18 protein-coding genes are annotated in these 24953 nt (G+C 49.5%); 6 read left to right on the top strand and 12 right to left on the bottom strand.

Annotated features, from left to right (window positions below):
• Positions 1-41 precede the first annotated feature (41 nt).
• Complete coding sequence (locus tag LCH85_01845; protein ID MCA0350715.1) at positions 42-1550, top strand: NAD(P)/FAD-dependent oxidoreductase; 1509 nt, start codon at positions 42-44, stop codon at positions 1548-1550.
• Positions 1551-1664: 114 nt separating this feature from the next.
• On the opposite strand, the gene LCH85_01840 is transcribed toward LCH85_01845, so the two are convergent.
• Genes LCH85_01840 through LCH85_01830 form a run of 3 tightly spaced genes read right to left on the bottom strand, consistent with a single transcriptional unit; the run spans position 1665 to position 4979 of the window.
• Positions 1665-2579, bottom strand: coding sequence for an ABC transporter permease (locus LCH85_01840; GenBank protein MCA0350714.1), 915 nt, complete (start codon positions 2577-2579; stop codon positions 1665-1667).
• Entirely contained in the window at positions 2503-3453 is a 951-nt protein-coding gene (locus tag LCH85_01835) for an ABC transporter permease (GenBank protein MCA0350713.1), read from the bottom strand. The genes LCH85_01840 and LCH85_01835 overlap by 77 nt, the downstream gene beginning before the upstream one ends.
• Positions 3450-4979 (bottom strand): ABC transporter substrate-binding protein, encoded by a 1530-nt coding sequence (locus tag LCH85_01830; protein MCA0350712.1) that lies wholly within the window; start codon positions 4977-4979, stop codon positions 3450-3452. Before LCH85_01830 ends, LCH85_01835 begins: the two co-directional genes overlap by 4 nt.
• A gap of 234 nt (positions 4980-5213) precedes the next feature.
• On the opposite strand from LCH85_01830, the gene LCH85_01825 reads away from it, so the two are divergent.
• The gene (locus LCH85_01825; protein MCA0350711.1) at positions 5214-5879 is read left to right on the top strand and encodes a Type 1 glutamine amidotransferase-like domain-containing protein; all 666 of its coding nucleotides are present in this window, start codon (positions 5214-5216) and stop codon (positions 5877-5879) included.
• 249 nt (positions 5880-6128) lie between these two features.
• On the opposite strand, the gene LCH85_01820 is transcribed toward LCH85_01825, so the two are convergent.
• Both LCH85_01820 and LCH85_01815 read right to left on the bottom strand, forming a co-directional pair.
• Complete coding sequence (locus LCH85_01820; protein MCA0350710.1) at positions 6129-7574, bottom strand: RsmB/NOP family class I SAM-dependent RNA methyltransferase; 1446 nt, start codon at positions 7572-7574, stop codon at positions 6129-6131.
• Between the two features lie 96 nt (positions 7575-7670).
• Entirely contained in the window at positions 7671-10601 is a 2931-nt protein-coding gene (locus LCH85_01815; GenBank protein ID MCA0350709.1) for a winged helix-turn-helix domain-containing protein, read from the bottom strand.
• Positions 10602-10785: 184 nt separating this feature from the next.
• Between LCH85_01815 and LCH85_01810 the strand changes: the two genes are divergently transcribed.
• The 4 genes from LCH85_01810 (at position 10786) to LCH85_01795 (ending at position 14942) form a co-directional block, all read left to right on the top strand.
• Positions 10786-11745, top strand: a complete 960-nt coding sequence (locus tag LCH85_01810) for a peptidoglycan-binding protein (GenBank protein MCA0350708.1) — start codon at positions 10786-10788, stop codon at positions 11743-11745.
• A 68-nt stretch (positions 11746-11813) separates the two neighbouring features.
• The gene (locus LCH85_01805) at positions 11814-12884 is read left to right on the top strand and encodes an N-acetylmuramoyl-L-alanine amidase (GenBank protein ID MCA0350707.1); all 1071 of its coding nucleotides are present in this window, start codon (positions 11814-11816) and stop codon (positions 12882-12884) included.
• A gap of 12 nt (positions 12885-12896) precedes the next feature.
• Positions 12897-13817: a penicillin-insensitive murein endopeptidase gene (locus LCH85_01800; GenBank protein MCA0350706.1), complete on the top strand. Its 921-nt coding sequence runs from the start codon at positions 12897-12899 to the stop codon at positions 13815-13817.
• 90 nt (positions 13818-13907) lie between these two features.
• The gene (locus tag LCH85_01795; protein MCA0350705.1) at positions 13908-14942 is read left to right on the top strand and encodes a hypothetical protein; all 1035 of its coding nucleotides are present in this window, start codon (positions 13908-13910) and stop codon (positions 14940-14942) included.
• 55 nt (positions 14943-14997) lie between these two features.
• On the opposite strand, the gene LCH85_01790 is transcribed toward LCH85_01795, so the two are convergent.
• The 7 genes from LCH85_01790 to LCH85_01760 all read right to left on the bottom strand — a co-directional run bounded on the left by LCH85_01790 (position 14998) and on the right by LCH85_01760 (position 24020).
• Positions 14998-17166: a bifunctional metallophosphatase/5'-nucleotidase gene (locus tag LCH85_01790; protein ID MCA0350704.1), complete on the bottom strand. Its 2169-nt coding sequence runs from the start codon at positions 17164-17166 to the stop codon at positions 14998-15000.
• 199 nt (positions 17167-17365) lie between these two features.
• Entirely contained in the window at positions 17366-17791 is a 426-nt protein-coding gene (locus LCH85_01785) for a response regulator (protein MCA0350703.1), read from the bottom strand.
• A 118-nt stretch (positions 17792-17909) separates the two neighbouring features.
• On the bottom strand, positions 17910-18761 hold the full coding sequence (locus LCH85_01780; protein MCA0350702.1) for a class I SAM-dependent methyltransferase: 852 nt from the start codon (positions 18759-18761) through the stop codon (positions 17910-17912).
• Between the two features lie 22 nt (positions 18762-18783).
• Entirely contained in the window at positions 18784-19653 is an 870-nt protein-coding gene (locus LCH85_01775) for a (+)-kolavelool synthase (GenBank protein ID MCA0350701.1), read from the bottom strand.
• Positions 19650-21215, bottom strand: coding sequence for a hypothetical protein (locus LCH85_01770; protein ID MCA0350700.1), 1566 nt, complete (start codon positions 21213-21215; stop codon positions 19650-19652). Before LCH85_01770 ends, LCH85_01775 begins: the two co-directional genes overlap by 4 nt.
• 107 nt (positions 21216-21322) lie before the next feature.
• Complete coding sequence (locus LCH85_01765) at positions 21323-21769, bottom strand: response regulator (protein ID MCA0350699.1); 447 nt, start codon at positions 21767-21769, stop codon at positions 21323-21325.
• Entirely contained in the window at positions 21753-24020 is a 2268-nt protein-coding gene (locus LCH85_01760) for a response regulator (protein ID MCA0350698.1), read from the bottom strand. The genes LCH85_01765 and LCH85_01760 overlap by 17 nt, the downstream gene beginning before the upstream one ends.
• Between the last annotated feature and the right edge of the window lie 933 nt (positions 24021-24953).

Genomic DNA, 24953 nt, shown 5'->3' with positions numbered 1-24953 from the left:
CACGTAGCATAGCCTGTTTGATCCTAAGTGGGGAATTGGCGATGGAATATGATCTGATTGTGATTGGCGCAGGCATCGCGGGCTTGTCTGCTGCCGCCCTCTTAGCCAACGATGGCTACCGAGTTTTAGTGCTAGAGGCGCATATCGAGCCTGGTGGCTGTGCTTCTTCCTATCAACGTAAACGCCCCAATGGCGAACACTATATTTTTGATGTTGGTGCAACCGTTTTTGCAGGCTTTCGGCCTGGCGGTGCGCATTATTGGCTTGGGCAAAAATTAGGCTTAACCTGGCCAATTCGCCCGCTCAATCCAGCGATGCAAGTTTGGTTGCCCGATCTGCGGGTGACCCGTTGGGGTGATGCGCGCTGGATCGCCGAGCGCCAGCGGTTGTGCCCCAGCCAAGCATGGGAAGCTGAGCAATTTTGGCTTGAACAAGAGCATTTGGCCGAGGTAGCTTGGCGCTTTGCTGGTCGCATGCCGGCGATGCCGCCCGAATCATTGGCTGATCTTGGTCAGTTGCTAACCACAATTCGGCCTGAGATGCTTGGTTTATTGCCAGCCCTGCCGCGCACGGTTAAGCATGCACTCAATCGACATAAGGTGGATGATCGACGAATTCGCACATTTATTGATGGTCAATTGTTGATTAGTGCCCAAAGTAGCCATGCCGAATGTGCTTGGCTCTACGGAGCAGTGGCGCTCGATTTGGCGCGAATTGGTACCTATTATGTTGAGGGTGGCGCATGGAATTTAGCCAAAACCCTCGAACAAGCCTTGCTCAAGGCTGGCGGCGAGATTCGCTATCGCCAAAAAGTAAGTCAAATTCAGACCGATCGAGGGCAAGTGGTTGGGCTAACCACTGTGCAGGGCGAGCGTTTTCGCGCAAAGCAGGTTATTGCTAACACGACGGTTTGGGATTTGGCTGAGCTAATCGATCAGCCACCAAGTTGGATGCTCCGTCGAACGATCAAGGCTGTGCCGCAAGGTTGGGGCGCGGCAACGCTCTATTTGGGCATCGACGAAGCCGCAATTCCCCAAGGTTTGGCTGAGCATCATCAAATTATTGCCAACTACGATCAAGCTCTTGGCGAGGCCAATAGTGTGTTTATTTCGTTGCATCCTGCTGATGATGGTTCGCGTGCGCCCGCTGGCCAACGAGCAATGACCGTTTCAACCCATACTGATGTTGGGCGCTGGTGGCATTGGCGGCAAACTGATCCAGCTCGCTATCGTGCTGAAAAAATAGCGATGGCGGAGCGCATGCTTGATACCGTGGCGTTGGCGCTGCCCGCAATTCGCCAACATATTCGCTATCAACAAATCGGTACGCCGGTTTCGTTTGCCCGCTATACTCAGCGCAAACGCGGTATGGTTGGTGGCTTGCCGCAATGGCGTTCGATTTCGGGCTTGCTTAGTTTGGGGCCACAAGCGGCACGCATTAATGGCTTGTGGTTGGTAGGGGATAGTACCTTTCCTGGTCAAAGCACCGCTGCCGTGACCCAAAGTGCAATTCAGGTCTATCAAAAAATTCGCGCGAGGGATGAACGTTAGGTTTGATCTAGCAAGGATACAAGGCACACGAAGAGGTGAGGGGTCAGGATTCAGGGGCCAGGTGTCAGTTTTAAGTTACCGAATCCAATGATCATGACTCCTAAGCGCTGGCCCCTAATCCCTGACCCCTTGATAGCGATCCAAATGATCGCGCAGGGCATTGCCAAGCAAGTTGAGCCATAGCACGGTTGTGGCAATGCACAGGCCTGGAATGATCATCAGCCGTGGTTCGCGTTGAAAAAATGCCCGTGATTCATTGATTAAATTGCCCCATTCAGGGGTTGGTGGGTTGAGGCCAAAGCCAATAAACGATAAGGCCGAAAGATTCAAAATCACACTGCCAAAATTGGTTGTGGCAATCACGACCATCGACCCAAACAGGTTGGGCAGCACATGACGCAGCAAAATCGCTGGTGGTTTTACGCCAATTGCTTGCGCACCTTCGATGTAGGGCATTGCTAATTCTTTGAGAATCAAGGCGCGATACATTCGGGCATACCACGTCCAGTTGGTCAGAATCAGCGCCAACAATAAATTGCTAAACGACCGCGAGAGAATTGCGCTCAAAGCGAGGGCCAGTAACACTGGTGGAATGGCTTGGAAGGTTTCGGTAATTCGGCTCAGTAGATAATCGAGCCAGCGCGGCCCCAAAGCGCAACATGACCCCAATACCAAGCCTAAACAGCTTGTGCCAAGGCAAACGAAGCCTGCCCCAAACAACGACCAACGCCCGCCAACCAAGATTCGGGCGAGCATATCACGCCCAAATTGATCGCTGCCAAAGGGATGGCTCAATGATGGTGGGGCTAAGCGTTGCCCAATATTCTGCGCGATCGGATCAACCTGCCAGAGCCATGGGCCAACGATCACCGCCATCAACATAAACAACAACCCGCTAGCGGCTAATTTGCCGATACGGCTCAGTTGTGGTTTGCTGCGTTGCTCCGCCTGCTTAATTGGCGGTGTTTTGACGGAGCCGTGGGTCAAGCGCTGCCATGCCGAGGTCAGCGCACCAGTTAGCGATAACATAAATTCCCCCTGCGATCAAGACTGCCAAGCCCAAAACTGGCATATCGCCGACCAAGGCTGCCTCGACCGCCATCCGCCCAACCCCAGGATAGGCAAATACTGTTTCAATAATTACCGTGCCAGTTAGCAAAAAGGCCAATTCTAGGCTGATTGGGGTGATTAAGCTAGCTGCAACGTTAGGAAGGGCATGCCCAAAGAGCAAACCATATTCAGAGCGCCCTTTAGCCCTAGCCGTGACGATATACTGTTGATTCAGCACGTCTAGGGTGGTTGCGCGTACCAAACGTGAGGTTAGCGCTATATTCGGCAAGGCTAAAACGATTGCTGGCAGCACCATGCCTTTAAATGTGGCGCTGCCTAGGGCTGGCAACCAACGCAATTTGGCCGCAAACACCAAAATCAATACCAGCGCAATCCAAAAGCCAGGAATTGCCGCACCAATCACGGCCAAAAATTGCGCCGCATGATCCAACAAACTATGGCGCTTGATGGCACTGATTAATCCCAAGGGAATGGCAATGCTCAGCGAAACCGTGAGCGCCAAGCCCGCCATCAGTAAGGTGGCGGGCAAACGTTCGCGATACATCAGCCAAACTGGCTTGCCCGAACGATAGCTAACTCCAAAATCGCCTTGTACCACCGCGCCGAGCCAACTGGCATATTGGCTGAGCAGCGGACGATCAAGCCCTAGCTCACGCCGTTTTTCTGCCACAGCTTCGGCTGGTGGTGCATCAAGGCCGCTGGCGCTCAACAACATCCGCGCTGGATCACCTGGGGCCATATGGATGATCAAAAATGCCAACATGCTGACCATCCACAAGACCACTAGCCCGCTGAACAAGCGCCCCACAAATTGCTGCAATAGCATGCTCATTGATTGAGTTTCAATTCCTTGGTGATCAAATAAACATCGTTGGGATTGGGCACATAGCCGCTGATGCTGCCCTTGCGATAGGCGCTGATCAGCGGTGGACTGGCCAAATAAAGATTGGTTGGATCGTTTTTGACTTCGGTTTGGATGCGTTTGGCAATCGCAATACGTTTGCTTGGGTCTTGCTCGGCACGAAGTTCGGCAAAGGCACTTTCAATTGCTGGATTGTTGTAGCCAGCATAATTGTAGGCCGCACCTTCAACCAAGGTGATGCCAACCGTATATTGGGGGTCGCCTGAGGCGCCAATCGAATACATGCTGGCTTGGAAATTGCCTTTTTCCAGCACTTCGCCAATATCAGCAACTTCGTTTACTTCGACTTTGATGCCCAGAGTTTGGAGTTGGGCCTGAATTGCAATTGCCATCAAGGTTAATTCGGCGCGGCCAGGGTAGCTATGCAATGTAAAGGCCAGCGGCTGACCATTTTTGCTACGCATACCATCGCTACCCACGACCCAACCCGCTTGATCAAGCAAACTCGCCGCTTGGGCTGGGTCAAAAATTTGAGCCTCAACTAGTTCAATTCCGACCGTTGCTGGATAAAGATTGGTGGCAACTGCGCCTTGCCCATCAAGCGTCGCTTGCAACAAGGCTTGACGATCAATCGCGAGGGCCATGGCTTGGCGCACCAGTCGATCATCAAATGGTGGATGGGCACTATCTAACATAACATAATGCATACGAGTGCCAGCCACACTTTGAAGCTCGATATCGGCGGGTAAACCACGGGCAACATCAGGCGAGACGTTGGTCAGGAGATCTAAATCGCCGCTTTGTAACGCCAATGCACGGGCATTAGCATCAGGAATTTTCTTGACGCTGATTTTTTGCAGCCCTGCCTGACCATCCCAATAATTGGCAAAGCGTTCGAGCACCAACTCTTGATCTTTTTCAAGACTGATTGGATGATACATACCCGTCAAAATCGAGATGCCATTAACCGCAGGCTTATGGATCACGAAATTCCAGTTGGCCAGGCTATAGGGAATGCTGCCCTCAGCTTGGCTGGTGGTTAACGTCAGAGTGTAATCATCAACTACGCTGGCTTTGGTATCCGCAGGAATGAAATTTTTAGCGCCACTGAGGTTTTGCCAACTGCTATTGAATGAATTAAGCACATCGCTGGCCTTGAGTTCGCTGCCATCGTGAAAGCGAATGCCTTGGCGCAATTTGATTTGCCATGTGCTTGAATCAAGCGCGGTAACGCTTTCAGCTAACCATGGTTCAAGTTGATTGCTGGGTGTAAAACGCATTAAGGTTTCGCCAGCGCCGTAGGTTAGCATATTGTAGCCATTTGATCCTTGGGCTACATCAAGGCTGGTTGGCAAATTGATGCCTGTTCCGATCCGTAATTCACCATTTGAATTGCTCGTTGAAGTCGTTGCATCAGGTGTTTCGCTGGATGTACCACACGCTACCAGTATTTGTATCATCAGAATCAGCCCGAAAAGCTGAGTTAAACGCCGCATTGCCAAACCTTTCTATCTGATTATTGATATCAAGTATCAACAAGGCGCTAATTGTAGACGGCTGATCGTTGTTTGTCAAATAAATGTCGAGGCATTTCAGCCTTCGTGGGCTTTGTGTTCTTTGTGGATCAATAGCTAGCCATGTTCACTTGAGCTTGACAGGGTTTATATAATCGAACATGTGAGCTATTTTGATGTAAAACTCATCGATGAAATTTGCTAGGAGTACGCTTGATGAAGTATCTGCTGACCTCGGCTGGAATTACCAATCCAAATATTCATACAGCGCTGGTGAAACTGCTCGCTAAACCGATTGATCAATGTCATGCCCTTTGCATTCCCACTGCTAGTTATGCCAATTCAAATGGCAGCGACAGTGCTTGGCGCTTTATCAGCGGCAATGAACCACGAACACCAATGTGTGAGTTAGGCTGGAAATCTTTGGGGGTCTTGGAATTGACGGCGCTGCCCAGTATTGATCGATCACGCTGGGTTCCAGTCGTCCAGCAATGTGATGTGCTGTTGGTTGGCGGTGGTGACCCGCTCTATCTCGGTTATTGGATGCAGCAATCGGGGTTGGCGGAGCTTTTGCCTAGCCTGAGCAATCTGGTCTATGTAGGCTTGAGTGCTGGAAGCATGGTGCTAACGCCACGCATTGGCGAGTACTTTGTCGGTTGGCAACCACCAACAGGCGGCGATCGCACGTTGGGCATGGTCGATTTTTCGATATTTCCGCATCTTGATCACCCAGATCTGCCGTATAACACGCTGGCTCACGCTGAACCATGGGCTGCTAGTATTGCCGAGCCAGCCTATGCGATCGATGATCAAACGGCGATTCAGGTTGTCGATGGTCGGGTTGAGGTGATTTCCGAGGGCCATTGGAAACGATTTAACTAGAAGGGTTGGGGGCTAGTTGTCAGGGGTCAGGGACTGGAACGTTAGTTGCCAGAAGTTAGATTTTACCGCAGAGGCGAAGGATAGAGGAGATTTAACCACGAAGGACACGAAGGGCACGAATGGTGAGTTGTTTGGCTGCTTGGCATATGCTTAATTCCAAAAAACCATATTAACCAAACTTAGCGCTCTTCGTGTTCTTCGTGGTTTCAGCCCTTCTGAACCCTAGCCACTAACCCCTGAACCCTCTGGTTATTGCCAATGCGGCAGTAGATTTTCCAAGCTGTTGCCGTCGATTTGGCCTAAACCAAGGTAACGTTGTTGTTGATCGCGCACTACCACGATGCTGCCATTCGGATATTGACTGGTTTTAATGGCTAAATCGCGGCGTGCTAGCCAATCGTCAAGCTGCTGATCGTTAATCGTGAGCTGTTGTTGGCTGAATTGCTCGGCGTAACGCGAGGCCAAATCATGGGCTGGCTGAAAACCATGGCGCGATAGTTTGCCAACCTGAATGCCAGCACTCACAAATGGAAATTGCGCGAAATTGCTTAGCCAGCGCTCAGGAATCGCCTGAATTGTTTTGCCGTTGCGCCATAAACTTAGGCCTTTGGTTGCTAAGATTTTGCTCAAATCAAAGCCATAAACATCGTGCAATGTATCCAGAATTTGGCGCTGTTCTTCATTTGTGATCGCTTTGTAGCCAGCTTTGGCTAGAGTTTGTTGCGGGCGCTCTAGGCTGGGCGTAGCAATTTGGTCGTGCTTGACGATCAGTGCAGCGAAAAAGCCAGCAGTGTTATAAAGATGTGGCCATAAACGCAAGGCATTGGCAATGCTTGGGTCATAATTCTGTGAGCCTGCCGCCAATAAACCAGGTGCTTCAATTGGCACGTTGGCTGGAATTGACATAATTTGAATTTGCTCTGGGTAGCGCTTGAGTAGCGCATCAAGCACAGCTTCATCTTCTTCTGGCGCAAGGCTACAAGTCGAGTAAACCACATGGCCACTCGGTCGCGCTGCTTGCAAGGCACTTTCAAGCAACTTAATTTGGCGTTGTTGTAAGGTATTGCGTTCGTGGCTCGAAACGAGCCGGCTGGTGTGGCGTTCGCTGGTGCGCAGTGCTTCACCACTACACGGCGCATCCAACAAGACATAATCGAATTGTTCGGGCAACCAACGGCCCATGCGCTCACCTGGTTGGTTGGTGATGACCGTCGAGGTGCTGCCCCAGCGTTGAATATTGCCTTTGAGTCCAGCGATCCGTTGTAAATTGCTGTCGTTGGCAACTACCAGCCCACGATCTTCAAGCTGCGAGATGATGTGGGTGGTTTTGCCTCCAGGCGCGGCGGTCAAATCCAGCACGCTGGGTTCGGCCTCAGGTTGCAATTCAAAAAGCTCAACGGGCAGCATTGATGCGGCATCTTGGATGTAGTAATGGCCCATTTGATGCTCGACGGTGCGACTTAAATTGCCAACCTCGTTGCGCAATTGCCAACCTGTTTGGCAAAATGGCACTTGCTCAAGTTGCCAGCTATAGTGTTGTTGCCACGCTTGGGGGGCATTCGCATTTGCCTTGAGCGGATTGGTGCGCAAACCGCTAGGCAAAGGCTGATTGATACTTTCAAGCAGTTGGTTTAGGTCAATTTCATTCAATAAATCGCGATAGGCTTCAAGCTGTCGCGGTAGTTGACGGGTCATGGGTATTCCTTATCGTTTGGAGATTCGGCGGATTCGTGTCTGCTAGGTTGTTGTGCACAATGGTGTATTGTACCAGTATCGTTAGAGTGCGTTATGTTATTGCTCATGCTCATCGCAGCCCAACGAGCTACAATCACTAGCTAAGGCACAGCCAACCAAGTGCCGCAGCGATTTGGGCGTTTGGGCTTGTTGCATAAAACTGAAAGCTTGGGGCAACATGCGGCGTAGCGCCTGATAGTCGGCAGGTGGAATTGGTGCGCCAATTAATTCACGTAGCCAATCTGCGCCACTCCAAAGCGCTTGTGCTCGCTCAGCTTGCTGGTTGAGTGCGCTCCAAACGGCTAAACCCTCGATTGAAGCGGCTACGCCTTCGCGATCGCCAACTCGATAGAGCGTGGCTAAACTTTGGCTGAGCAACTGTTGGGCATCAGCATAACGCCGTTGGGCTAAGGCTACTCGCCCTAAAAAGGTTTGGCTGCGAGCCATGGCAGGCCAATTGCCCAATGGCTCAAGCATGGCGATGCTTTGTTCGAGCCATTGCTGAGCTTCGTGATCATCGCCATAAATTAATAAAGCCCGGCCATAAAACCCCATCGCCGTGCCAATGCCACTTTTGCTGCCAAGCTCTTGATAGAAGCTTAAACTTTCGGCCAATAACGCCAAGGCGCTGCGTGAGCCATGTTGCACCAACTGACTCATGCCCAAATGGCGCAAACTGCTGGCCATTCCATAGCGATCATCAAGCATTTTTAATAAAGGCAAGCTTTCTTCCAAGGCCTGAATTGCCTCGCCATAACGCCCTTGCCAATAGGCGACCATGCCAATATTGGTTAGTGCATGGGCAATTGCTTTGGGTTGATGTTCGGCGCGTGGCTCGACCAACACTTCGCCAAACGCTTGATTGGCCGCCGCATAATCATCTTGGATAAAGGCCAAAACGCCAGCCCCAAGCCGCACTTTATCGCGAATTGCCAAGGGGATTGTGTTTGGTTGTAAGTGTTGAATTTTAGCTAGCCATTCGCGACCTTCGCTGATTTGGCCTTGCTCGTGCCAAAAGCGCCAAAAACTCGCACATAATTGCCAGACTGCCAAGCTATATTCTTGCTGAATGCCCCATGCGAGAATGCTACGAATCGTTGGTAATTCACGTTCGAGCCGTTTGATCCAGCCAGTATGGTTGCTGACCAAAAAGGCTTGTTCGGCTTGTTGCATTAACTCAACATAATAATCAAGTAATTGTTGTTGGAGCCAATGGGCCTCACCTTTTGGCAATTTACTCAAGCTATATTCGCGAATGGTATCGAGCATGGCGAACCAACTCAGGCCGTCGCTGCTGGTTTCGCGTTGTAACAAACTAGCATTGACCAAATGCTGTAAAACTCGTTCGATCCGGCTTGGTTCGTCGTTGGGCCACAAAGCTTGGGCCGCCTCACGGGTGAAACTGCCGGCAAATAAGCCAAGCCCTTGAAAAATCGTTTGTTCATAGCTGCCAAGCAGTTCGTAGCTCCAATCGATTGCTCCGCGCAGCGAATGTTGGCGCTGTGTTCGATCCGGGCTGTTATGATAGAGAAAATCGAGCCGCTGGTTGAGTCGTTGCAACATCACCTTGGGCGGATAAAATTTGCTATGAACTGCTGCCAGCTCAATTGCCAAGGCCAGTCCATCAAGCCGCACACAAATTTCGGCCACGTTAGCAGCATTTTCAGCAGTCAAGCGAAATTGGCTATCCACCGCTTGCGCCCGCTGCACAAAGAGTTGAATCGCCGGACTGGCGGCAATTTGCTCAAGCGGTGGACTTTGTTGCAGGTCGGGCAAGCCGAGCGGGGGCAGGACAAACTCGTATTCACCATACACCCCCAAAACAATCCGACTGGTAACCACAATTTTCAAATTTGGGCAATGCTGGAGCAACTGGCTGACTTGCGGCGCTGCACCCAACACCTGCTCAAAATTATCCAGAATTAAGAGCATAGTTTGATTGCTAATCCAATCTTGCAAGCGTTCGAGCGACTGATCATCGCCATGGTCGCGTAAGCCAGCAGCGCGAGCCAAGGTTGCCGCTACCATATTGGGATCGTTGATGGTGTCGAGCGCCACAAATACCACTGGCATATGTTGCGTTTGATGCAATTGCTGGGCAATATAGCTGGCCATGCTGGTTTTGCCTGAGCCACCCATCCCTGTGATCGTGATTAATCGGGCTTCGGATTTGCTCAGTAGTTCTTGTAAGGCGGTTAATTCATGCTGGCGGCCAATCAGCGCGGCGATCGGGTAGGGCAGGCGCAAATGGGCAAGGCTCGTTGGGTTGGCTTGTGGCGCTTGAGTAGGCGCTTCAATTCGCATAAAACGATAGCCAATTCCCGATTCTGAGTGAATTAACTGTGGATTGGTTGGGTCGTCTTCGAGTTTGGCGCGTAAACGCCGAATATAGGCATGCAGATAGGCCCGATCTTCGCTATAGCTTTTGCCCCAAACCTGTTGTAATAGCATGCGATGAGTCAAAACTTGGCCATGATATTGAATAAATAATTTGAGCAAGGCCCATTCAGTTTTGGTAAGATGGACTAATTCGCCATATTTGCGTACTTGCTGGTCTTGCCAGTTGATCAGCAACGCGCCACATTCGGTATACTGCGGCTGTTGTTGCTGAGTCGCTTGTTGGCTGCGTCGCAACAAGGCTCGAACGCGGGCCAAAAATTCGCTTTCGTGAAACGGCGTAATCACATAATCATCAATCCCTTGATCGAGCGCGATGCCTCGCATATAAGCATCGCTGCTGGCTCCTACCATCAGCAACGGCAAATTTGAATGCTCGCGTAAATTACGACAAAACTCCAGCGCATCTTGGTCGGGAATCCACTGATCGATGACCACCAAATCAAGCGCCTCTTGCTCAACGAGGAGCAAGGCTTCCTGAATACTATCGCTGCGTAATACCTGAAAACTAGCGGTTTTCAAGACCCGCACAATTAAGGCTTGCAAGGCTCGATCTGGTTGAATCACTAAGATTGTAGGCTGTTGCGTCATGGAACCTCCTAGTGGATCACTGGTAGAGCTTTAAGATATTTTTTAGAAACATAACAATATTTTTAGAATTTTTTAAGAAGGGTTGCATATAGTATACCTACGAATCGCGCTTTTCGACAATCAAGCTTGAAACAATCCCATTCCCGATCTTTTTTAGTGGCATTCACAAGGAAGGATAGCAATTATGCACAAGCGGTGGGCATTTTGGTTCAGCGGCCTAACCATGGCTTTGGTCATGTTGGCAAGTTTTGGCCCTGCGGCGCAGGGTGTTGCAGCCCGCACTTGGGCAACCGTCAGCAACGGTGATTCTGGCGATAACGTCTATACCGTGCAAGCCATGTTGAAGCAACGCGGCTATAGCTTGACGGTCGATGGCGATTTTGGTTCAGGCACGTTGTCAGCAGTCAAAAGTTTCCAATCGAGCAAAGGCTTGAGCGCTGATGGCGTGGTTGGCCCCAACACGTGGGAGCAATTGGTTATCACCGTGCGCCAAGGCGATAACAACATTGTCGTCAATGCCTTGCAACGCCAATTGAAAAAGCATGGCCATTCGTTGACGGTTGATGGCGATTTTGGCGCAGGCACGTTGTCAGCAGTCAAGAGCTTTCAATCGAGCAAAGGTTTGGGAGCCGATGGCATCGTTGGTGCCGATACTTGGGCTGCTTTGACTGGCAATCCAAGTGGTGGTGGCTCCAGCCGCGCCGATTTGGCTCGCACCATCCGCGATAGCAGCCGCATCGCCCTCGCCACCATCCACACCTCAGGCGTTTCCGATAGCGCAACCGCTCGCCAAAACATTGTTGACACCGCTAATGGTGGCGCTGCTCGCCGGAGCAGCTACGGCAATGCCCCAGGTGGTTCGGTTTACCTCAGCACCTCATTATTGAATGGGATGATCACCCTCTCACAATCGTGGAGCTATTCGGTCAGCGAAATCGCTGGTGGCTCCCACAGCGCCAACTCACGTCACTATGCTGGCGTTGCCGTCGATGTCAATGTGATCAACGGCTCACACGTTAGCTCCTCACACCCCAACCAACAATCATTCCGCAACAAATGCGCCAACCTCGGCGCGACCGAAGTGCTTGGGCCTGGCGATTCTGGCCATAGCACTCACATCCACTGCGCTTGGCCCCGCCCATAATCGCTTTTGCCTACAAGCCTCACGTTTCCAACGTGGGGCTTGTTTTTTGAACAAAGGAAATATCCGCAATGAAGAAACTTTCGCGCCGTACATTTGGCAAACTATCGTTGGGCGTGGCAATGAGCGTGGTGGTTGGTGGCACTGAATTACGCCTCTTGCGGCCTGCCCATGCCGCTGTTGCAACACCCGCGATTGATTCAACTACTGCTTGGGGTGCTGCCGCTGCCAAAGAGCCAATCAATGTGCTCAATCAAAAGCCAATCGGCATTGTCGTGCATCACACGACGAATCCTAACACCAACGATTTTACCCGCAATAAGGCTTGGCAAGTAGCCCGTCAAATCCAACAAAGCCACTTCAATCGCGGCTGGATCGATACAGGCCAGCAATTTACGATCAGCCGTGGTGGCTGGATTATGGAAGGTCGCCATCAAAGCTTGAGCATTTTGCAGGGTGGCACGAAGCATGTTCAAGGCGCACACGTCGATGGCCATAATGACACCCATATTGGCATCGAATGCGAAGGCTTGTATATGAATGTTACGCCTAGCCTGCCCTTGTGGAATAAACTGGTGGCATTGATTGCCTATATTTGCCAGCAATATGGCCTAACCGCCAACGCTATTGTCGGCCATCGCGATTTGGATAACACCAGTTGCCCTGGCGATACGCTCTATAGTTTGCTGCCACAGTTACGCACTGCTGTTGATACCACGCTTAGTGGTGGCGCAGTTGGTCGTATGTGGCCAATTTTGCGGCGTAACACCCCCGCAACTGGCCTCGCCAAAACCATGCAATATCTTTTGCGGGCACGCGGCGCGACGATTACCGCCGATGGAGCCTTTGGCCCAGGCACCGAAACTGCCGTCAAGAGTTTCCAAACTGCCAATGGCCTAACCTCAGATGGCGTGGTTGGGGCCGCAACGTGGGAAAAATTAATTATGACCTTGCGCTCAGGCGATACAGGCGAGGCAGTCAAGGCCTTACAAAATCAACTGACGGTGCAAAATTACCCAACGACAATTGATGGCAGCTTTGGCACAGGCGTAAACACGCTGGTTCGTGCCTTCCAAACCAATCGCCAACTAACAGTTGATGGTGTGGTTGGCTTGAACAGCTGGAACAACTTAGCGATGTAGTGAGGTTGCTTGATGAAAGCTTTAGTTTGGCGAATTGCTAGTTTTACCTTGATTTTTGGAATTACACTTGGTTCAATTGGCTCGGCGCAGGCATTTTCAGCGGCATTTTTCCATACCATTAGCAAAGGCAATCGTGGCACTGATGTCAAAGCTATGCAATATTTGCTCAATATTAGTGCCGATGGTGTGTTTGGCTCAGGCACAGAAAGCTCAGTCAAGAGTTTTCAATCAAGTCGCGGCCTTGGGGCTGATGGGATTGTTGGGCCAAATACATGGGGCGAGTTGATTGTAACTGTGCGCCGCGGCGATAATGGTAACGCGGTCAAGGCTATTCAAACCTTGTTGAATGCCAAACGCAACGCTGGCCTAACCGTCGATGGTGCATTTGGGGCTGGTACTGAGATCGCTGTCAAGAGTTTTCAGAGCCATGCTGGCCTCAGTGCCGATGGTGTAGTTGGCCCAACCACTTGGAAGAACTTAATTTGGCATTATGAATATACCGATTTCAGTGCCAATATCTGCGATCAAGACCCCGATAGCAACGGCAACGCCAACTGGGGTGTTGCCTCAACTGTGGCCCAAATTGAAGCAGCCGCTAGTGATTTTGTTGGTTATGGCAAGGGTAAAGTGCCGCTTGGCGATATTAGTTTTGAGCATGGCGGCGATATTCCTGGCCATGCCTCGCACGAAACTGGCCTTGATGTTGATCTTTGGCCAATTCGCACCGATGGCAAGCAATGCACTGGTAGTCGAATTACTTGGCAATCGAGCACCTACGATCGCGCTGCTACCCGTAATTTGGTCAAAGCCATTCGTGCTGCTGCACCTAACCAAATTACTGTGATCTACTTCAATGATCCGGTGTTGATTAGCGAAGGTTTGACCACTTCCTATCCCAATCACGATAATCATTTACACATTCGCTTTAAATAAAGATTGATTGTTGTGCGATAATCCGTCAGGCCTGCTGCTGCGAAGTGGCTAGCCTGACGGATTCTGGCTATTTAAGAGGAATGTTGCCCCATGCGTTGGATCGTATTTCTTGGAATGATCGCGAGTTTAATCGGTTGTGGCTCAGTGCAACCCACCGCTGTGCCAACTGCTGTGCCAACTTTTGGCTCACAAGGTTGGCGTTTGAGTTATGTGCAACAACCATTAACATCTGCCCATTTGATCATCAGTGGTGTTGCCGGATTTCGCACAATTGGCGCGGCAGTCAATGGCCCTGCTTGCTTCAACCAAGGTCGTTTGGTCTATACAACGGCGACCAGCACAACCAAGCGTTTGGTCGCAAGTAATTTAGCCGATTTACAAACCCAAATTTTGGTTGATGATCCTGAGGCGGTGTTGAGCCAAGCCACCTGTCATCCTACCAATGATCAACTGCTTTATTTGCGTTCGCCATTGGCCTTGATTGATGACGAGCCTGCGCCGCCCAGCATCTGGCAAATCAGCGCCAACTTGCGCCAGCCCCAAAGCTTGGATGCCGATCAAACGCCCGCTTTGAATCAACAATGGTCGCCTGATGGGAATTGGTTGATCTATGAATTGGCTGATCGGCCTCAATTAGTGTTACAAGATGTTACTGGGGTAACCCGTGAATTAACCCTGACCGGCACATTTACATGGCAGCCTGATAGCCAGGCCTTAATTATTGCCCAACTCACTGAGCCAGAAACAGGACGTTTTGGTCGTTTGGTGCGTTATGATCTGGCGACCAAGCAATTAAATGTTGTGCTCGAAAGCCCTGATGCCGATGTGTACTATCCACGGCTGGCTCCTGATGGTCAGCAATTAGCCTATATTCGCCGCCCGTTGGGCGCTGAATTAGGCGAAGTTTGGCTATTAAAGCTCAATAATTCCATTCAACCGATTCAACTTACCAACGATCCGCAATACGATAATTTTGATCCCCAGTGGTCGCCAGATAGTCAGCAATTGGTTTGGAGTAGACTTGACCCACAGCAATCGCGCTATTCAATTTGGCAACAAAACCCTGCTGCCCCCAATGCCAGCCAATTTGCTGATGATGCGATTTGGCCACGCTGGTTGCCCTAAAACACAATGCAGCAGGCCAAACCTGCTGCATTGGTGATCGTGTGTTATCGTGTAATTATTGTTTGACGATGCGGTTTTCGATGTTGGCGCTGATTGGCTGAGCCAATTTTTCGATGTAGCGCACTAAGCCATCGAGGTCGGTTGGGCCAACTTCGCGATTCTTGCCTTGCTTGAGCACAACAAAGCCATCGCCACCATCCGCCAAGAAGCTATTGACGGTGATGGTGTAGCTGGCAGCTTTATCCAAAAGTTGGCCACTGCCATCACGGACTTCAAGCACTTTTTGACCAACCGCGTTGGCATCAGTCCAGGTGTAGCTCAAGCCTGAAATTTGCAGGATGCGAGCGCGAACTGTCCCATCGCTTTGGGTTTGCCATTGTTGGTTGAGCAAGGTGTAGATATCAGCCCCAGTTACCGTCATCTTGACCAAATCGTTGCTGAATGGCTGGATTGAATACAACTCGCCCCAGGTAATTTCGCCAGCATCGAGTGGTGCGCGAATGCCACCTGGGTTCATAAAGGCAAATTGGGTGCTCATGGTGTTGCGTTGAGCATCGGCAATTAAGTTACCTAAGGCCGATTCGCCTGCATCGTTAGCAGTGTTGGTGATTGCGATGGCTGAAGTACCAACCTTGCGATTGACTTGCGGTGCTACTTGGTCTTCGTATTTCTTGACCATTGCCGCAACATCAGCATCAGGGGTCATACCTTCGTGGAAGGTCGTAACGATTGTTGCTTTTTTGGCGACAATATCGCGTTTAGCGCGGTCGATCGTCAAATCGATATCGGCAAATGCGGTGCTATACGAAAGCGCTTGGGTGATCAACTTGCCATCGACTTCGCCACTAATCGCCGTGTGCGAGTGAGCACTAACGATCACATCGACATCATCGTTGATTCCATTAGCAATGGTGCTAATCGGCCCTGAAATTGCGCCAGTTGTAGCGTTTTGCGTGCCACCTTCGTGGGCCAAAACGACGATTGCATGTACGCCTTGACCGTTCAATTCGGTTACTGCTTGGTTAATTGCGGTAACTTCATCGATAAATTCAAGATTGGTCACGCCTGATGGAATCACGATTTCAGGGGTATTTTTTAGGACTACGCCGATAAAGCCGATGCGTGCACCATCGATGTTCATCACATGATAGGCTGGTAAAATCGTTTTGTTGGTGCGTTTGTCGATCACGTTGGCCACAACATAGGGATAGTTTGCACCCTCCCAGCAGCCAGCGGTTGGGTGACAACCACCATCGATCAAGCGCATCATTTCATCGAAGCCTTCATCGAATTCGTGGTTGCCGATTGTGCCAACATTAACTCCCAACATATTGAGGAATTCCATGGTTGGCTGATCTTGCAACAAGGCTGAGCTTGGTGGGCTTGCGCCGACCATATCGCCAGCTTGTACGGTCAACGAGTAGCGAGCTTTGGCACGAGCTTGTTTGATGTAGCTGCTCAAGTAGGCAGCGCCACCAACATCCTTGTTGCTCACCTTGCGGCCCGTTGAAATTTGACCGTGGAAGTCGTTGATTGCCAACATTTTGAGCTGCATTGGCACCAAGGTCACGCCAAGGCGAGTTAGCAAGATTTGGTTCTTGCCAGCTTTGGTGTGCCATTCCATGCGAGCACGCTCAAAGTGTTGGGTCAACACTTTATCGCCATCGATGTTAATTTCTTCTTGCGGATCAGAGAGTGGCAAGCCCCACAAGGCCAATGATTCGCCGTAGGTAATGCCATTTTCGCCCAAATCCAAACCTTGCGAGTTCCAATATTTCAAGAACTCACCACAAACGCTGTGGCCAGTTTCGCTGAACAATTGGCAGCCCGTCGCTTGGGGAGCGGTGGGGAAATCGCGCCATACGCGGTTTTCGCGCAACAGCACTTCATCATTAATCCGGCCAAGCAAAATCGTAAATGGAGCTGGTTTCTCGGGGTGATATTCAAGCCGTTGGCGCTCGAAATATTGCACCAAGAATTTACCTTCAGGAGTGGCTTCTTCATAGGCTGCGGTTTGGGGATAGCCAAAAACGGGCAGCCCACCGTTCTTTTCCCAGTAATCGCGGAACTCGGGAGCAATACATTCAACAACGCCGGGCTGGTTGAAACACAGCTTTTCGGCGGCCTTCGTTGGTGCAGCTTGGCCAAGCGAGCCGACCAACAGCGTGAAGCCAAGTAGAATGCCCACTTTGCTTTTCACGTTATGCCACATTGCAAAATCCATGAATTGTTTCTCCTGGACACACAGATCAACTAGTATTATACGGCATAAAATAATATTTTTGGTTAAATTTAGTTCAAATTTTGGTTGTATTTTATTCACAACCCTAAAATTATCTAAATAGATCACAAAAATAGTATGGATTTGATTTCTATAATTTATTGGCTAGAATACTTAAGAATAAACTAACTAAATATCCAGATTACGCACCTTCCCAAATTTGTTCACCATTCATAATTCGGCGTAGTTGTTCAGGGAAGCGTTGGAAGTGCAATGGTTTGGCCAGAAAGCCATCGAAGCCAGCCGCGCGAATTTTAGCAACTTCTTGCGGCCCCGTCTGAGCACTGACCGCGATCACCAAGGCGTTACAGAGCTTGGGATGCACACGAATTTTGGGCAATAGCACATAGCCATTTTCGCGTGGCAAGTTAATATCCAACAAAATTAAATTAATTGCGGGTACAGCATCGTTTTCGAGGAAGGCAAACAGTTGGCGACCTGAAGGCCGTACATTACAATAACGCACTTCTGGCATAACATTCAGCAATTCAGTTAATACCAGCATGTTATCAATATTATCTTCGACGATTAATACAAACGCTTTGGTCATTTTTTGAATCAGCGACATACCATTAACTCCTTCGTGAGTAATTAATTCGTTTGATCGTTTGAAGTATGTAAATCGTTGTCGCTGATCTGGGGCATGGAACGGTTGAAATGAGCACAACAATTAGAATTTGTTGGGTTTAGCCACGTTTACGCGCGACAATCAGGACATAGCGCACAAACTCGGCGTAAATTTTCTCGACCATCGGCCATGTTTGTTCGATCATTCCGAGCATTTCTGGTGGATAAATTGCCGCTAGTTCAGCCCGTTTTTGCTCAATGCCAAGTTTGGTATGAGCCAGGGTTTTCTCGATGCCAGCGGTCAAATCGATCAACTCAAGCTGCTCGAAGCCGGTTTGCTCAAAGAGATCGAGATAGCCTTGTTTGGTGGTGAGGGTATTAATTTGGAATGCTGGGAAAAAGACCTGCTGCTGCTCAGGGCTGAGCGACTTGACTTCAACAATATCGGTTAGCACAAAATAACTACCAGCCTGCAAAACGCGATTGGCTTCTTGCATCACGGTAAGGCGGCTTGGCATATGAAAAATTGATTCAAAAGCCCATGCAGCATTGAAAAAATCGGCTTCAAACGGCAATTCCATGGCATTGCCCCAATTGATGTGCACAAGCTCCTGCATTTGCATGGCTTGGATAGTGGCTTGCGCTTCGGCAACTTGGCCGTGCGCCACAGTTAATCCATGGACATGACATTGTTTGGCGCTGGCCATGCGAATCGCCGGCAAACCTGTGCCACAGCCAAGATCAAGCATGTGTTGGCCTGGTTTGATTGGCGTTTTCGCAATCATCAAATTGGTCAAATGTTCTTGGGCTTCGGGGAGCGACATATCTTCCAAGCCTGCTGGCCAATAGCCGCCATGAACACTATCGCCCCAAATTAATTTATAGAACGGCCCCATCGCGTCGTAGTAGGCTTCAACATCGCTGATGCTTGGTGAGTTGGGTGCTGGAATATCGGTTGATAGGACTGTCATACACAATTCTCCTAAAACGCTGCTACAACTCTGATTCAATGCTGGTTGATTGTGGATACCAAAACGGCCCAAGTTGTTGACCAAGCCCTAAGATTGGGCCACGCTCCCAGTGCTGGCGAAATGCGAGGGCGGCTTGCGTGCGTTCGGTTTTATCGGCCTGCCAAGTTTTGCGCAAGAAGGCAAAATCGTACAAAATCTGGCGAAACTCCTCCTCGCTGAGCGTATAGCCAGGCTTTTGCGTCCAATAACATTGCAACTCGCCAACCAACAACGGCGGCAAGAGATCATGATTAACTTGGGGTTTGCCAAACGAAACGAATAGCTCTGCTGGTGGAATCGGCTCGCCATAGATTGCCTCAATCGCTTGGCTCCGAGTTTTGAAGGCAGTTTGTTGGGCTGCTTGGAAGATGATTTGCCATGGATCTTCCGAATCACGCACGACAAACCACCAAAGCGTTGGTTGATCGGGATGATCATAGGGTTGCTGCAAGCGTTGAGCAGCATCGGCCAAAATAGGCGAATATTGGGTATCTAAGAGGCGTACTCGCCAATTATGTTCCTGATAGTATTCCAACATTGCCTGACTTGCTGCGCCCCAAGCAACCCATTGTTCGATATGCTCACGATAATTTGGCGTAGTTTCTTGAAATTGGTTGGGCAAAAGCATGGGTAAGAAAAGATGCTTAATGCCATGATTAAAAAAAAGCTCAAGGCATTTGAGTAATTGTTGATGCGACCAACGTGCATATTCTTCACCAGCAGCCGACATATTGGCTAAAGCTGCTTTGCGTCGGCTACCACCACTCGAAAAAACCATGGTTGCTGGCGCAACTTGGCGAATTGTCGTAAGTGGGGCATGAAGAAATTCTGCTAACGTGGGCGTGGGCCTCATAATTTTAATTCTCCTAGGGTGACTGCTAACATGGCGCTTAATTCATAGGCGCGATCAATCCGTTGGGGGCAATAAATTTCTTTATTGAGCCAACATTGATACTCTTTCATCCGAAACGGACGATAATGAATACAGAGCCAATTATAACCACGTTGGAGCATGTGAATGTCGTCGTCAGCTAAGAGTCCAGCTTCACGTAAGTTTTGCAGTGCCAATACCGCATAAGCCGTTTCGACCGTGGTTGATCGATTGATGATGCCCCAGCCTCCATCAGGATGTTGATGGACTTGTAAAGCAGCGACAGCTTCTTTCATTGCAGTTTTGTAGGGCGAGTTTTTGAGCGCAATCAGTACATGGCAGGTAGTGTAGAGCCAGGAAGTATTCCATTTATCGCCGCTCCAACTTCCATCAAGTTTCTGAGCATCGATAAAAATCTTCCACCAGCGTGAAATATCGACTCCTGCTAAATCAAGCGCATGCACCGCGCGGGCTGTCAACGAAATTGAGGGCTGTAACTCGCCATGATATGCCACGAAATAGGGTTCTCGCTCAAATTGGGTTAATATTGCCAGATCAACCGGATAGCCAGCGGCGATCAATACTGCCACGGCGGCGGCGGTATCATCGCCATCGGGCATAAAATCGTCACTGAAGCCGATGCCTTGTGGCTTGAGGGCTTGATGTAGATCAGCAATTTGCGGTTTGAGCACATCCTGAATACTGGGAAAATCGAGAATGCCGCCAGTGACCAAGGCATATAAACTGAACGATTGTTCGAAGCGTGGGATTGGCCACGCGGTTGGCATAATGCACGGAGCACTTTCTGAGGTGGCCAGCGATGCTTGGCGCAGGTAGTTTTCAGCCCCAGCGATTTCGTTGCGTAGATTGGGATTGTGATTGGCAGCAAATAACCAAGCAGCGGTGGCGGCGGGACTATGGCCAATGCCACCTGAGCCATCGATCAATGCTGGATCGGCATGACTAGCCCAAGCTTCCCATGAATAGACTGGGGCTGTGCCTGCGCGGGGCTTTTTTTGTTGAATCAATGAGCGTTTATGTTCGCCGAGTGCGATCAACTCGCGATAGGGCGCCAGGGGAATATTGAGGCGGAGCTTAATTGGCACATCGTCGATATCATCTTGATGCTCTTCGCGATAGGCTTCTTCAAGCATGTACGGTAGCAGGAGTTCCATGCCAACTGGTAGGTTATCGGGCAGCGGTTTTTCCCAATATTCAAGTTGGCGGCGCAGAAAACGTTTGGCCTCAAGCAATCCATCGAAGGTTGACCGCCGCTGACAGTGGCGACGCAGGGCTAAAATGGCCGCGAGGGTTGGCACTGCTCGACTGAGCGGCATCGATGGATTACCCCAGCCGCCATCTGACTGTTGTTGGCTAATCAGCCAATTGACCGCTGGCCAAACATGATCTTCGCTGGGAGTTGGATAAAGCCGCAACGCTTGGGATGTGTCATAGACTGATGGACTCATCAGTCCACCATTTTGGCCAAGGTCGCGAATCAAGGCCCGCAGATCATCAATTAAGATATCAACAATTAAGCTCATAGACAACGGGTCGAGATCCTACACAAGGTCGTAATCTAAACCCTGCTCCTTTCTGGATAGCGATCACACCAGCGCCTAGGACAAGACGCTGGTGTGATCACAGGGGCTTAGTAGGGTTCCCAGACTGATTCACCATTTAAGATCCGCGTAATTTGAGCGGGGAAGCGATTGCGATTAATCGGCTTGCCAATCAGGCCATTGAAGCCAAGTTCACGGGCTTTGGCCACATCTTGTGGCATCACATTCGCGGTTACCGCAATCACTTGGGTATTTTTAAGTTGTGGGACATTGAGCATATTTTTAAAGACAGTAAAACCATCTTCATAAGGCAACTGAATATCGAGCAGCACTAAATCGGGGTATAACCGTGGATTTGCCTCAAGCAGCTTGAAAAATTGGCGGCCAGAGGCGCGTCCGTTATAGTATTTGACGCGCAAATCTTCGCGGAGCAGAATCTCCAAAACGAACAAATTGTCGGGGTTATCCTCAACAATAATCACAGATGCGTCGCTCGGTACAACGGGAACAAAATATTCATTACTTGCCACGGGCATACTCTACTCCTTGGTTAAAGATCTCATTAATGCGTCTAAGAAATTCTTCCTCACTAAGTTGGCGTTTAGCAATGACCCCTTGGGCGCGAGTGCGCAGCCAATCATGTTCCTGTTGATCAAGATCCTTGGCGCTGACAATAATCACGGGAATATCGGCATAATTAGGGCTATGCCGCAGATTTTCGAGCACTTCAAAGCCATCCATTTGTGGCATCATGAGATCAAGAATGACCAGATCGGGTTTTGATTGTTCGATCATGGCAAGCGCTTCAATCCCATCGGCTGCTTCGCTGATGGCATAATCACGTGCTGCGAGAATATGCTGAATGACTTGACGAGCATCAGGGTTATCATCAACGACCAAGATCTCGGCAGTTGGTTCGACACATTCTTGAACAACAGCCAGCAATACCTCCTCACGTACAGGTTTAACAATATGTTTCCGTGCCCCCAGTACCAACCCAATTGTCCCCTGATCGACAACTGAGCAAACCACGATTGGAATATGGGCAATCGTTGGATCATTCTTGATCTGGGCCAGCAACTCCCAGCCATCAAGATTGGGCATTTGCACATCGGTAATAATCAAGCGTGGTTCAACTTGTTTGATCGTGCTGATTGCCAAGCGACTATCAAGCACGCTATGCACGCGATACCCTCCTGATTCTAGCATGACGCGGAAGGTCTCATGGGCATCAGGATTATCATCAATCACCACAATCTCAATGGTTGTTGGGTTGCTTGGTTCTGCCTCAAGTTCGGCCAAACTTGGTGGTGCAGTTAGATCGATCGTGGTAGTTTCGGGTAATTTATTAGTAATTGGCAAACTAAAGAAGAAGGTTGAACCTTTGCCAGGCGTGCTTTCGAGCCACATATTGCCGCCGTGCATCTCCACCAATAATTTACTAATCGGCAAGCCTAAGCCAGTGCCTTGATATTGGTGGGTAACTTCATTTTGCACTTGTTGAAATTCTTCGAAAATTTGTTGCTGATGCTCAGGAGCGATCCCAATTCCACTATCTTGGACTGAAATTTGCACAGTTTCAGCATCGGGTTGACTGATCGCCACATTAATTTGGCCTTGCTCAGTGAATTTGACGGCGTTTGAGAGCAAATTGAGCAATACTTGGCGAATTCGCACTTTATCAATTACCATCGTTGGTAGTTCTTCGGGCATATCGAGTTCAAGTTCAAGCCCTTTATCGCGGGTTAGCCCGCTGGCAGTAGCCATGACCCCAGTGATAATTGGCTCAAGTTGCGTTTTCTCATACATCAACTCCATGCGCCCAGCCTCAATTTTCGAGAGGTCGAGAATGTCGTTGATCAACCCAAGCAAATGATCAGCGTTATAAAGCACCCGTTCTTGCAGCTCACGTTGGCGCTCAGAGAATTCACCATACCGATCAAGAAAGGCGGTGAAGTTGATAATTGCATTGAGTGGCGTGCGCAGCTCATGGCTCATATTGGCCAAGAAGCGCGACTTGAGCTGATTGGCTTCCTCGGCAGCAGTTTTGGCGGCAGCTAGTTCGATATTGGTTTTTTCGAGCCGACCTTCACGCTCTTCGACCGCGTGCAAGGCATCTTGCAAAGCGGCGGTTCGCTGATCGACTAAAATTTCAAGTTTATCGCGAATCTGTTGGAGTTCGGATTCACGTTGCAAAGCGCGGCTGAGGGCATCATTTAACGAGGCGCTAAAACGATGAAAGAAGAAACCTACAATCAACACACTAAATATAAACGTGCTAATGGTTGGTGGCAAAAGATCGCCGAGGCGCGGATAAGCCCCAACAAATTGCAGATTAAATAACTGTAATCCGCCAAGAATGGCAATTACGATAATACTTGCACCAGCAATTGTTTTAATACCCTTGCGGCCAGTTAACAAACCCGATAGCGTGATTGGCATCATGAAAGCCGAAAGAATCCAAGCACTATTGCGTAAACCTTCAAGTAAAAGAATAATCGACAAACCAACGACTAGACCACTTGATGCCAGTGTAACTGAGCGCCGAAAATGGCCTTGACGCAAGTTGATGACAGCGATTACAAAGAAAATTAAAATCAACATACTTGTTAGACTGGCACGAAATGCACTGCCAACAGTACTTGACACAATAAATGCAGTGGGAACTGTGAAGAAACAAATGATGCTTAATCCAATCAGCATGATTTGAAGGAGGACAGCTTGTTCACGTTGCACGGGATCGGAGATTTTAATTGTATTAAGCCAGCGCTGGATTGAGGCTTGCATGCTTGCTCCTTCAGCATAGCGCCTGCTATGCCCTACCAAAGATTAACGACTCTTCCATCAGCAACCACAATAATCTGCTTGAATTGATGCGCGGAGCAAAGAGCGGAATTGATGGCATTCAAGCAGTGGTAGGCCCGATCTGGTGTGGAATTAGTTTACACTTCACATATGTCAATATACCGATAGGCCTATAGGTTTATGTGTGGAAAGTGTACCATAGACGGCCTATAGTTGTATAGTATTTAAGTTGGATATTTGGCCCGCATTTCACCCTGACCATTACCACCATTTCCATGTGACAAATTTCGCAATTCTTGGTATGATACGGGCTACACTGATCCTAACTACTTGATAGTCAGGACTAGAACGGTTGTTGCACAATTATCCTTGTGAATGTTATACCATAGCATGGGTAAGTCATTCTAGAAGTGCTAGTACTGAGTTCCTATACACTCTAGGTCAGAAACCAAGTGGTACTATTGGTACTATCGAAATGGTTTCTAATTACCTAGTGGTATGGCGGTTAATCTGTGTATAATCTTCCCCACAACCCACAGATAAACCAATCTTATCTGAACAACCATCACCAAATTCACGTGGCACAACCTGCCACAACAATTGACAGCGTATCCCCCCAAAGGGTAAGCGCGTCGGGCTAAAAGTTCTAACAGACAACCCTGTACAAGGCTAATAGCCTCGTTGTTTGCAGCGAACCTTGGCTGGTGATTGTGGGTGATATACCGCTGATTACTGCCAGCAGCAACGCTATGGTATGGCTAAGCGTGGTAGGTGCTATCGGAGGCGGGATTTCTATCGGCCCGTGTTTATATGACATAAACACACCCAAATTCTTACCTCAGACCCTGACCGTCTGATGTTTGGAGTTACCATGTTGTATTGTTTCTTTCCAGATCGGAATCGTTCATCAGTCCG

The sequence above is a fragment of the Chloroflexota bacterium genome (genome assembly GCA_020161265.1).
Lineage (GTDB): Bacteria > Chloroflexota > Chloroflexia > Chloroflexales > Herpetosiphonaceae > Herpetosiphon.
Note: the sequence above shows the minus strand (reverse complement) of the source record. Positions and strands in the feature narration are given on the sequence as shown.

Excerpts from the sequence above, each read along its gene's own strand:
- LCH85_01845 (MCA0350715.1), top strand. The coding sequence starts at position 42 with ATGGAATATGATCTGATTGTGATTGGCGCAGGCATCGCGGGCTTGTCT.
- LCH85_01840 (MCA0350714.1), bottom strand. The coding sequence starts at position 2,579 with ATGTTATCGCTAACTGGTGCGCTGACCTCGGCATGGCAGCGCTTGACC.
- LCH85_01835 (MCA0350713.1), bottom strand. The coding sequence starts at position 3,453 with ATGAGCATGCTATTGCAGCAATTTGTGGGGCGCTTGTTCAGCGGGCTA.
- LCH85_01830 (MCA0350712.1), bottom strand. The coding sequence starts at position 4,979 with ATGCGGCGTTTAACTCAGCTTTTCGGGCTGATTCTGATGATACAAATA.
- LCH85_01825 (MCA0350711.1), top strand. The coding sequence starts at position 5,214 with ATGAAGTATCTGCTGACCTCGGCTGGAATTACCAATCCAAATATTCAT.
- LCH85_01820 (MCA0350710.1), bottom strand. The coding sequence starts at position 7,574 with ATGACCCGTCAACTACCGCGACAGCTTGAAGCCTATCGCGATTTATTG.
- LCH85_01815 (MCA0350709.1), bottom strand. The coding sequence starts at position 10,601 with ATGACGCAACAGCCTACAATCTTAGTGATTCAACCAGATCGAGCCTTG.
- LCH85_01810 (MCA0350708.1), top strand. The coding sequence starts at position 10,786 with ATGCACAAGCGGTGGGCATTTTGGTTCAGCGGCCTAACCATGGCTTTG.
- LCH85_01805 (MCA0350707.1), top strand. The coding sequence starts at position 11,814 with ATGAAGAAACTTTCGCGCCGTACATTTGGCAAACTATCGTTGGGCGTG.
- LCH85_01800 (MCA0350706.1), top strand. The coding sequence starts at position 12,897 with ATGAAAGCTTTAGTTTGGCGAATTGCTAGTTTTACCTTGATTTTTGGA.
- LCH85_01795 (MCA0350705.1), top strand. The coding sequence starts at position 13,908 with ATGCGTTGGATCGTATTTCTTGGAATGATCGCGAGTTTAATCGGTTGT.
- LCH85_01790 (MCA0350704.1), bottom strand. The coding sequence starts at position 17,166 with ATGGATTTTGCAATGTGGCATAACGTGAAAAGCAAAGTGGGCATTCTA.
- LCH85_01785 (MCA0350703.1), bottom strand. The coding sequence starts at position 17,791 with ATGTCGCTGATTCAAAAAATGACCAAAGCGTTTGTATTAATCGTCGAA.
- LCH85_01780 (MCA0350702.1), bottom strand. The coding sequence starts at position 18,761 with ATGACAGTCCTATCAACCGATATTCCAGCACCCAACTCACCAAGCATC.
- LCH85_01775 (MCA0350701.1), bottom strand. The coding sequence starts at position 19,653 with ATGAGGCCCACGCCCACGTTAGCAGAATTTCTTCATGCCCCACTTACG.
- LCH85_01770 (MCA0350700.1), bottom strand. The coding sequence starts at position 21,215 with ATGAGCTTAATTGTTGATATCTTAATTGATGATCTGCGGGCCTTGATT.
- LCH85_01765 (MCA0350699.1), bottom strand. The coding sequence starts at position 21,769 with ATGCCCGTGGCAAGTAATGAATATTTTGTTCCCGTTGTACCGAGCGAC.
- LCH85_01760 (MCA0350698.1), bottom strand. The coding sequence starts at position 24,020 with ATGCAAGCCTCAATCCAGCGCTGGCTTAATACAATTAAAATCTCCGAT.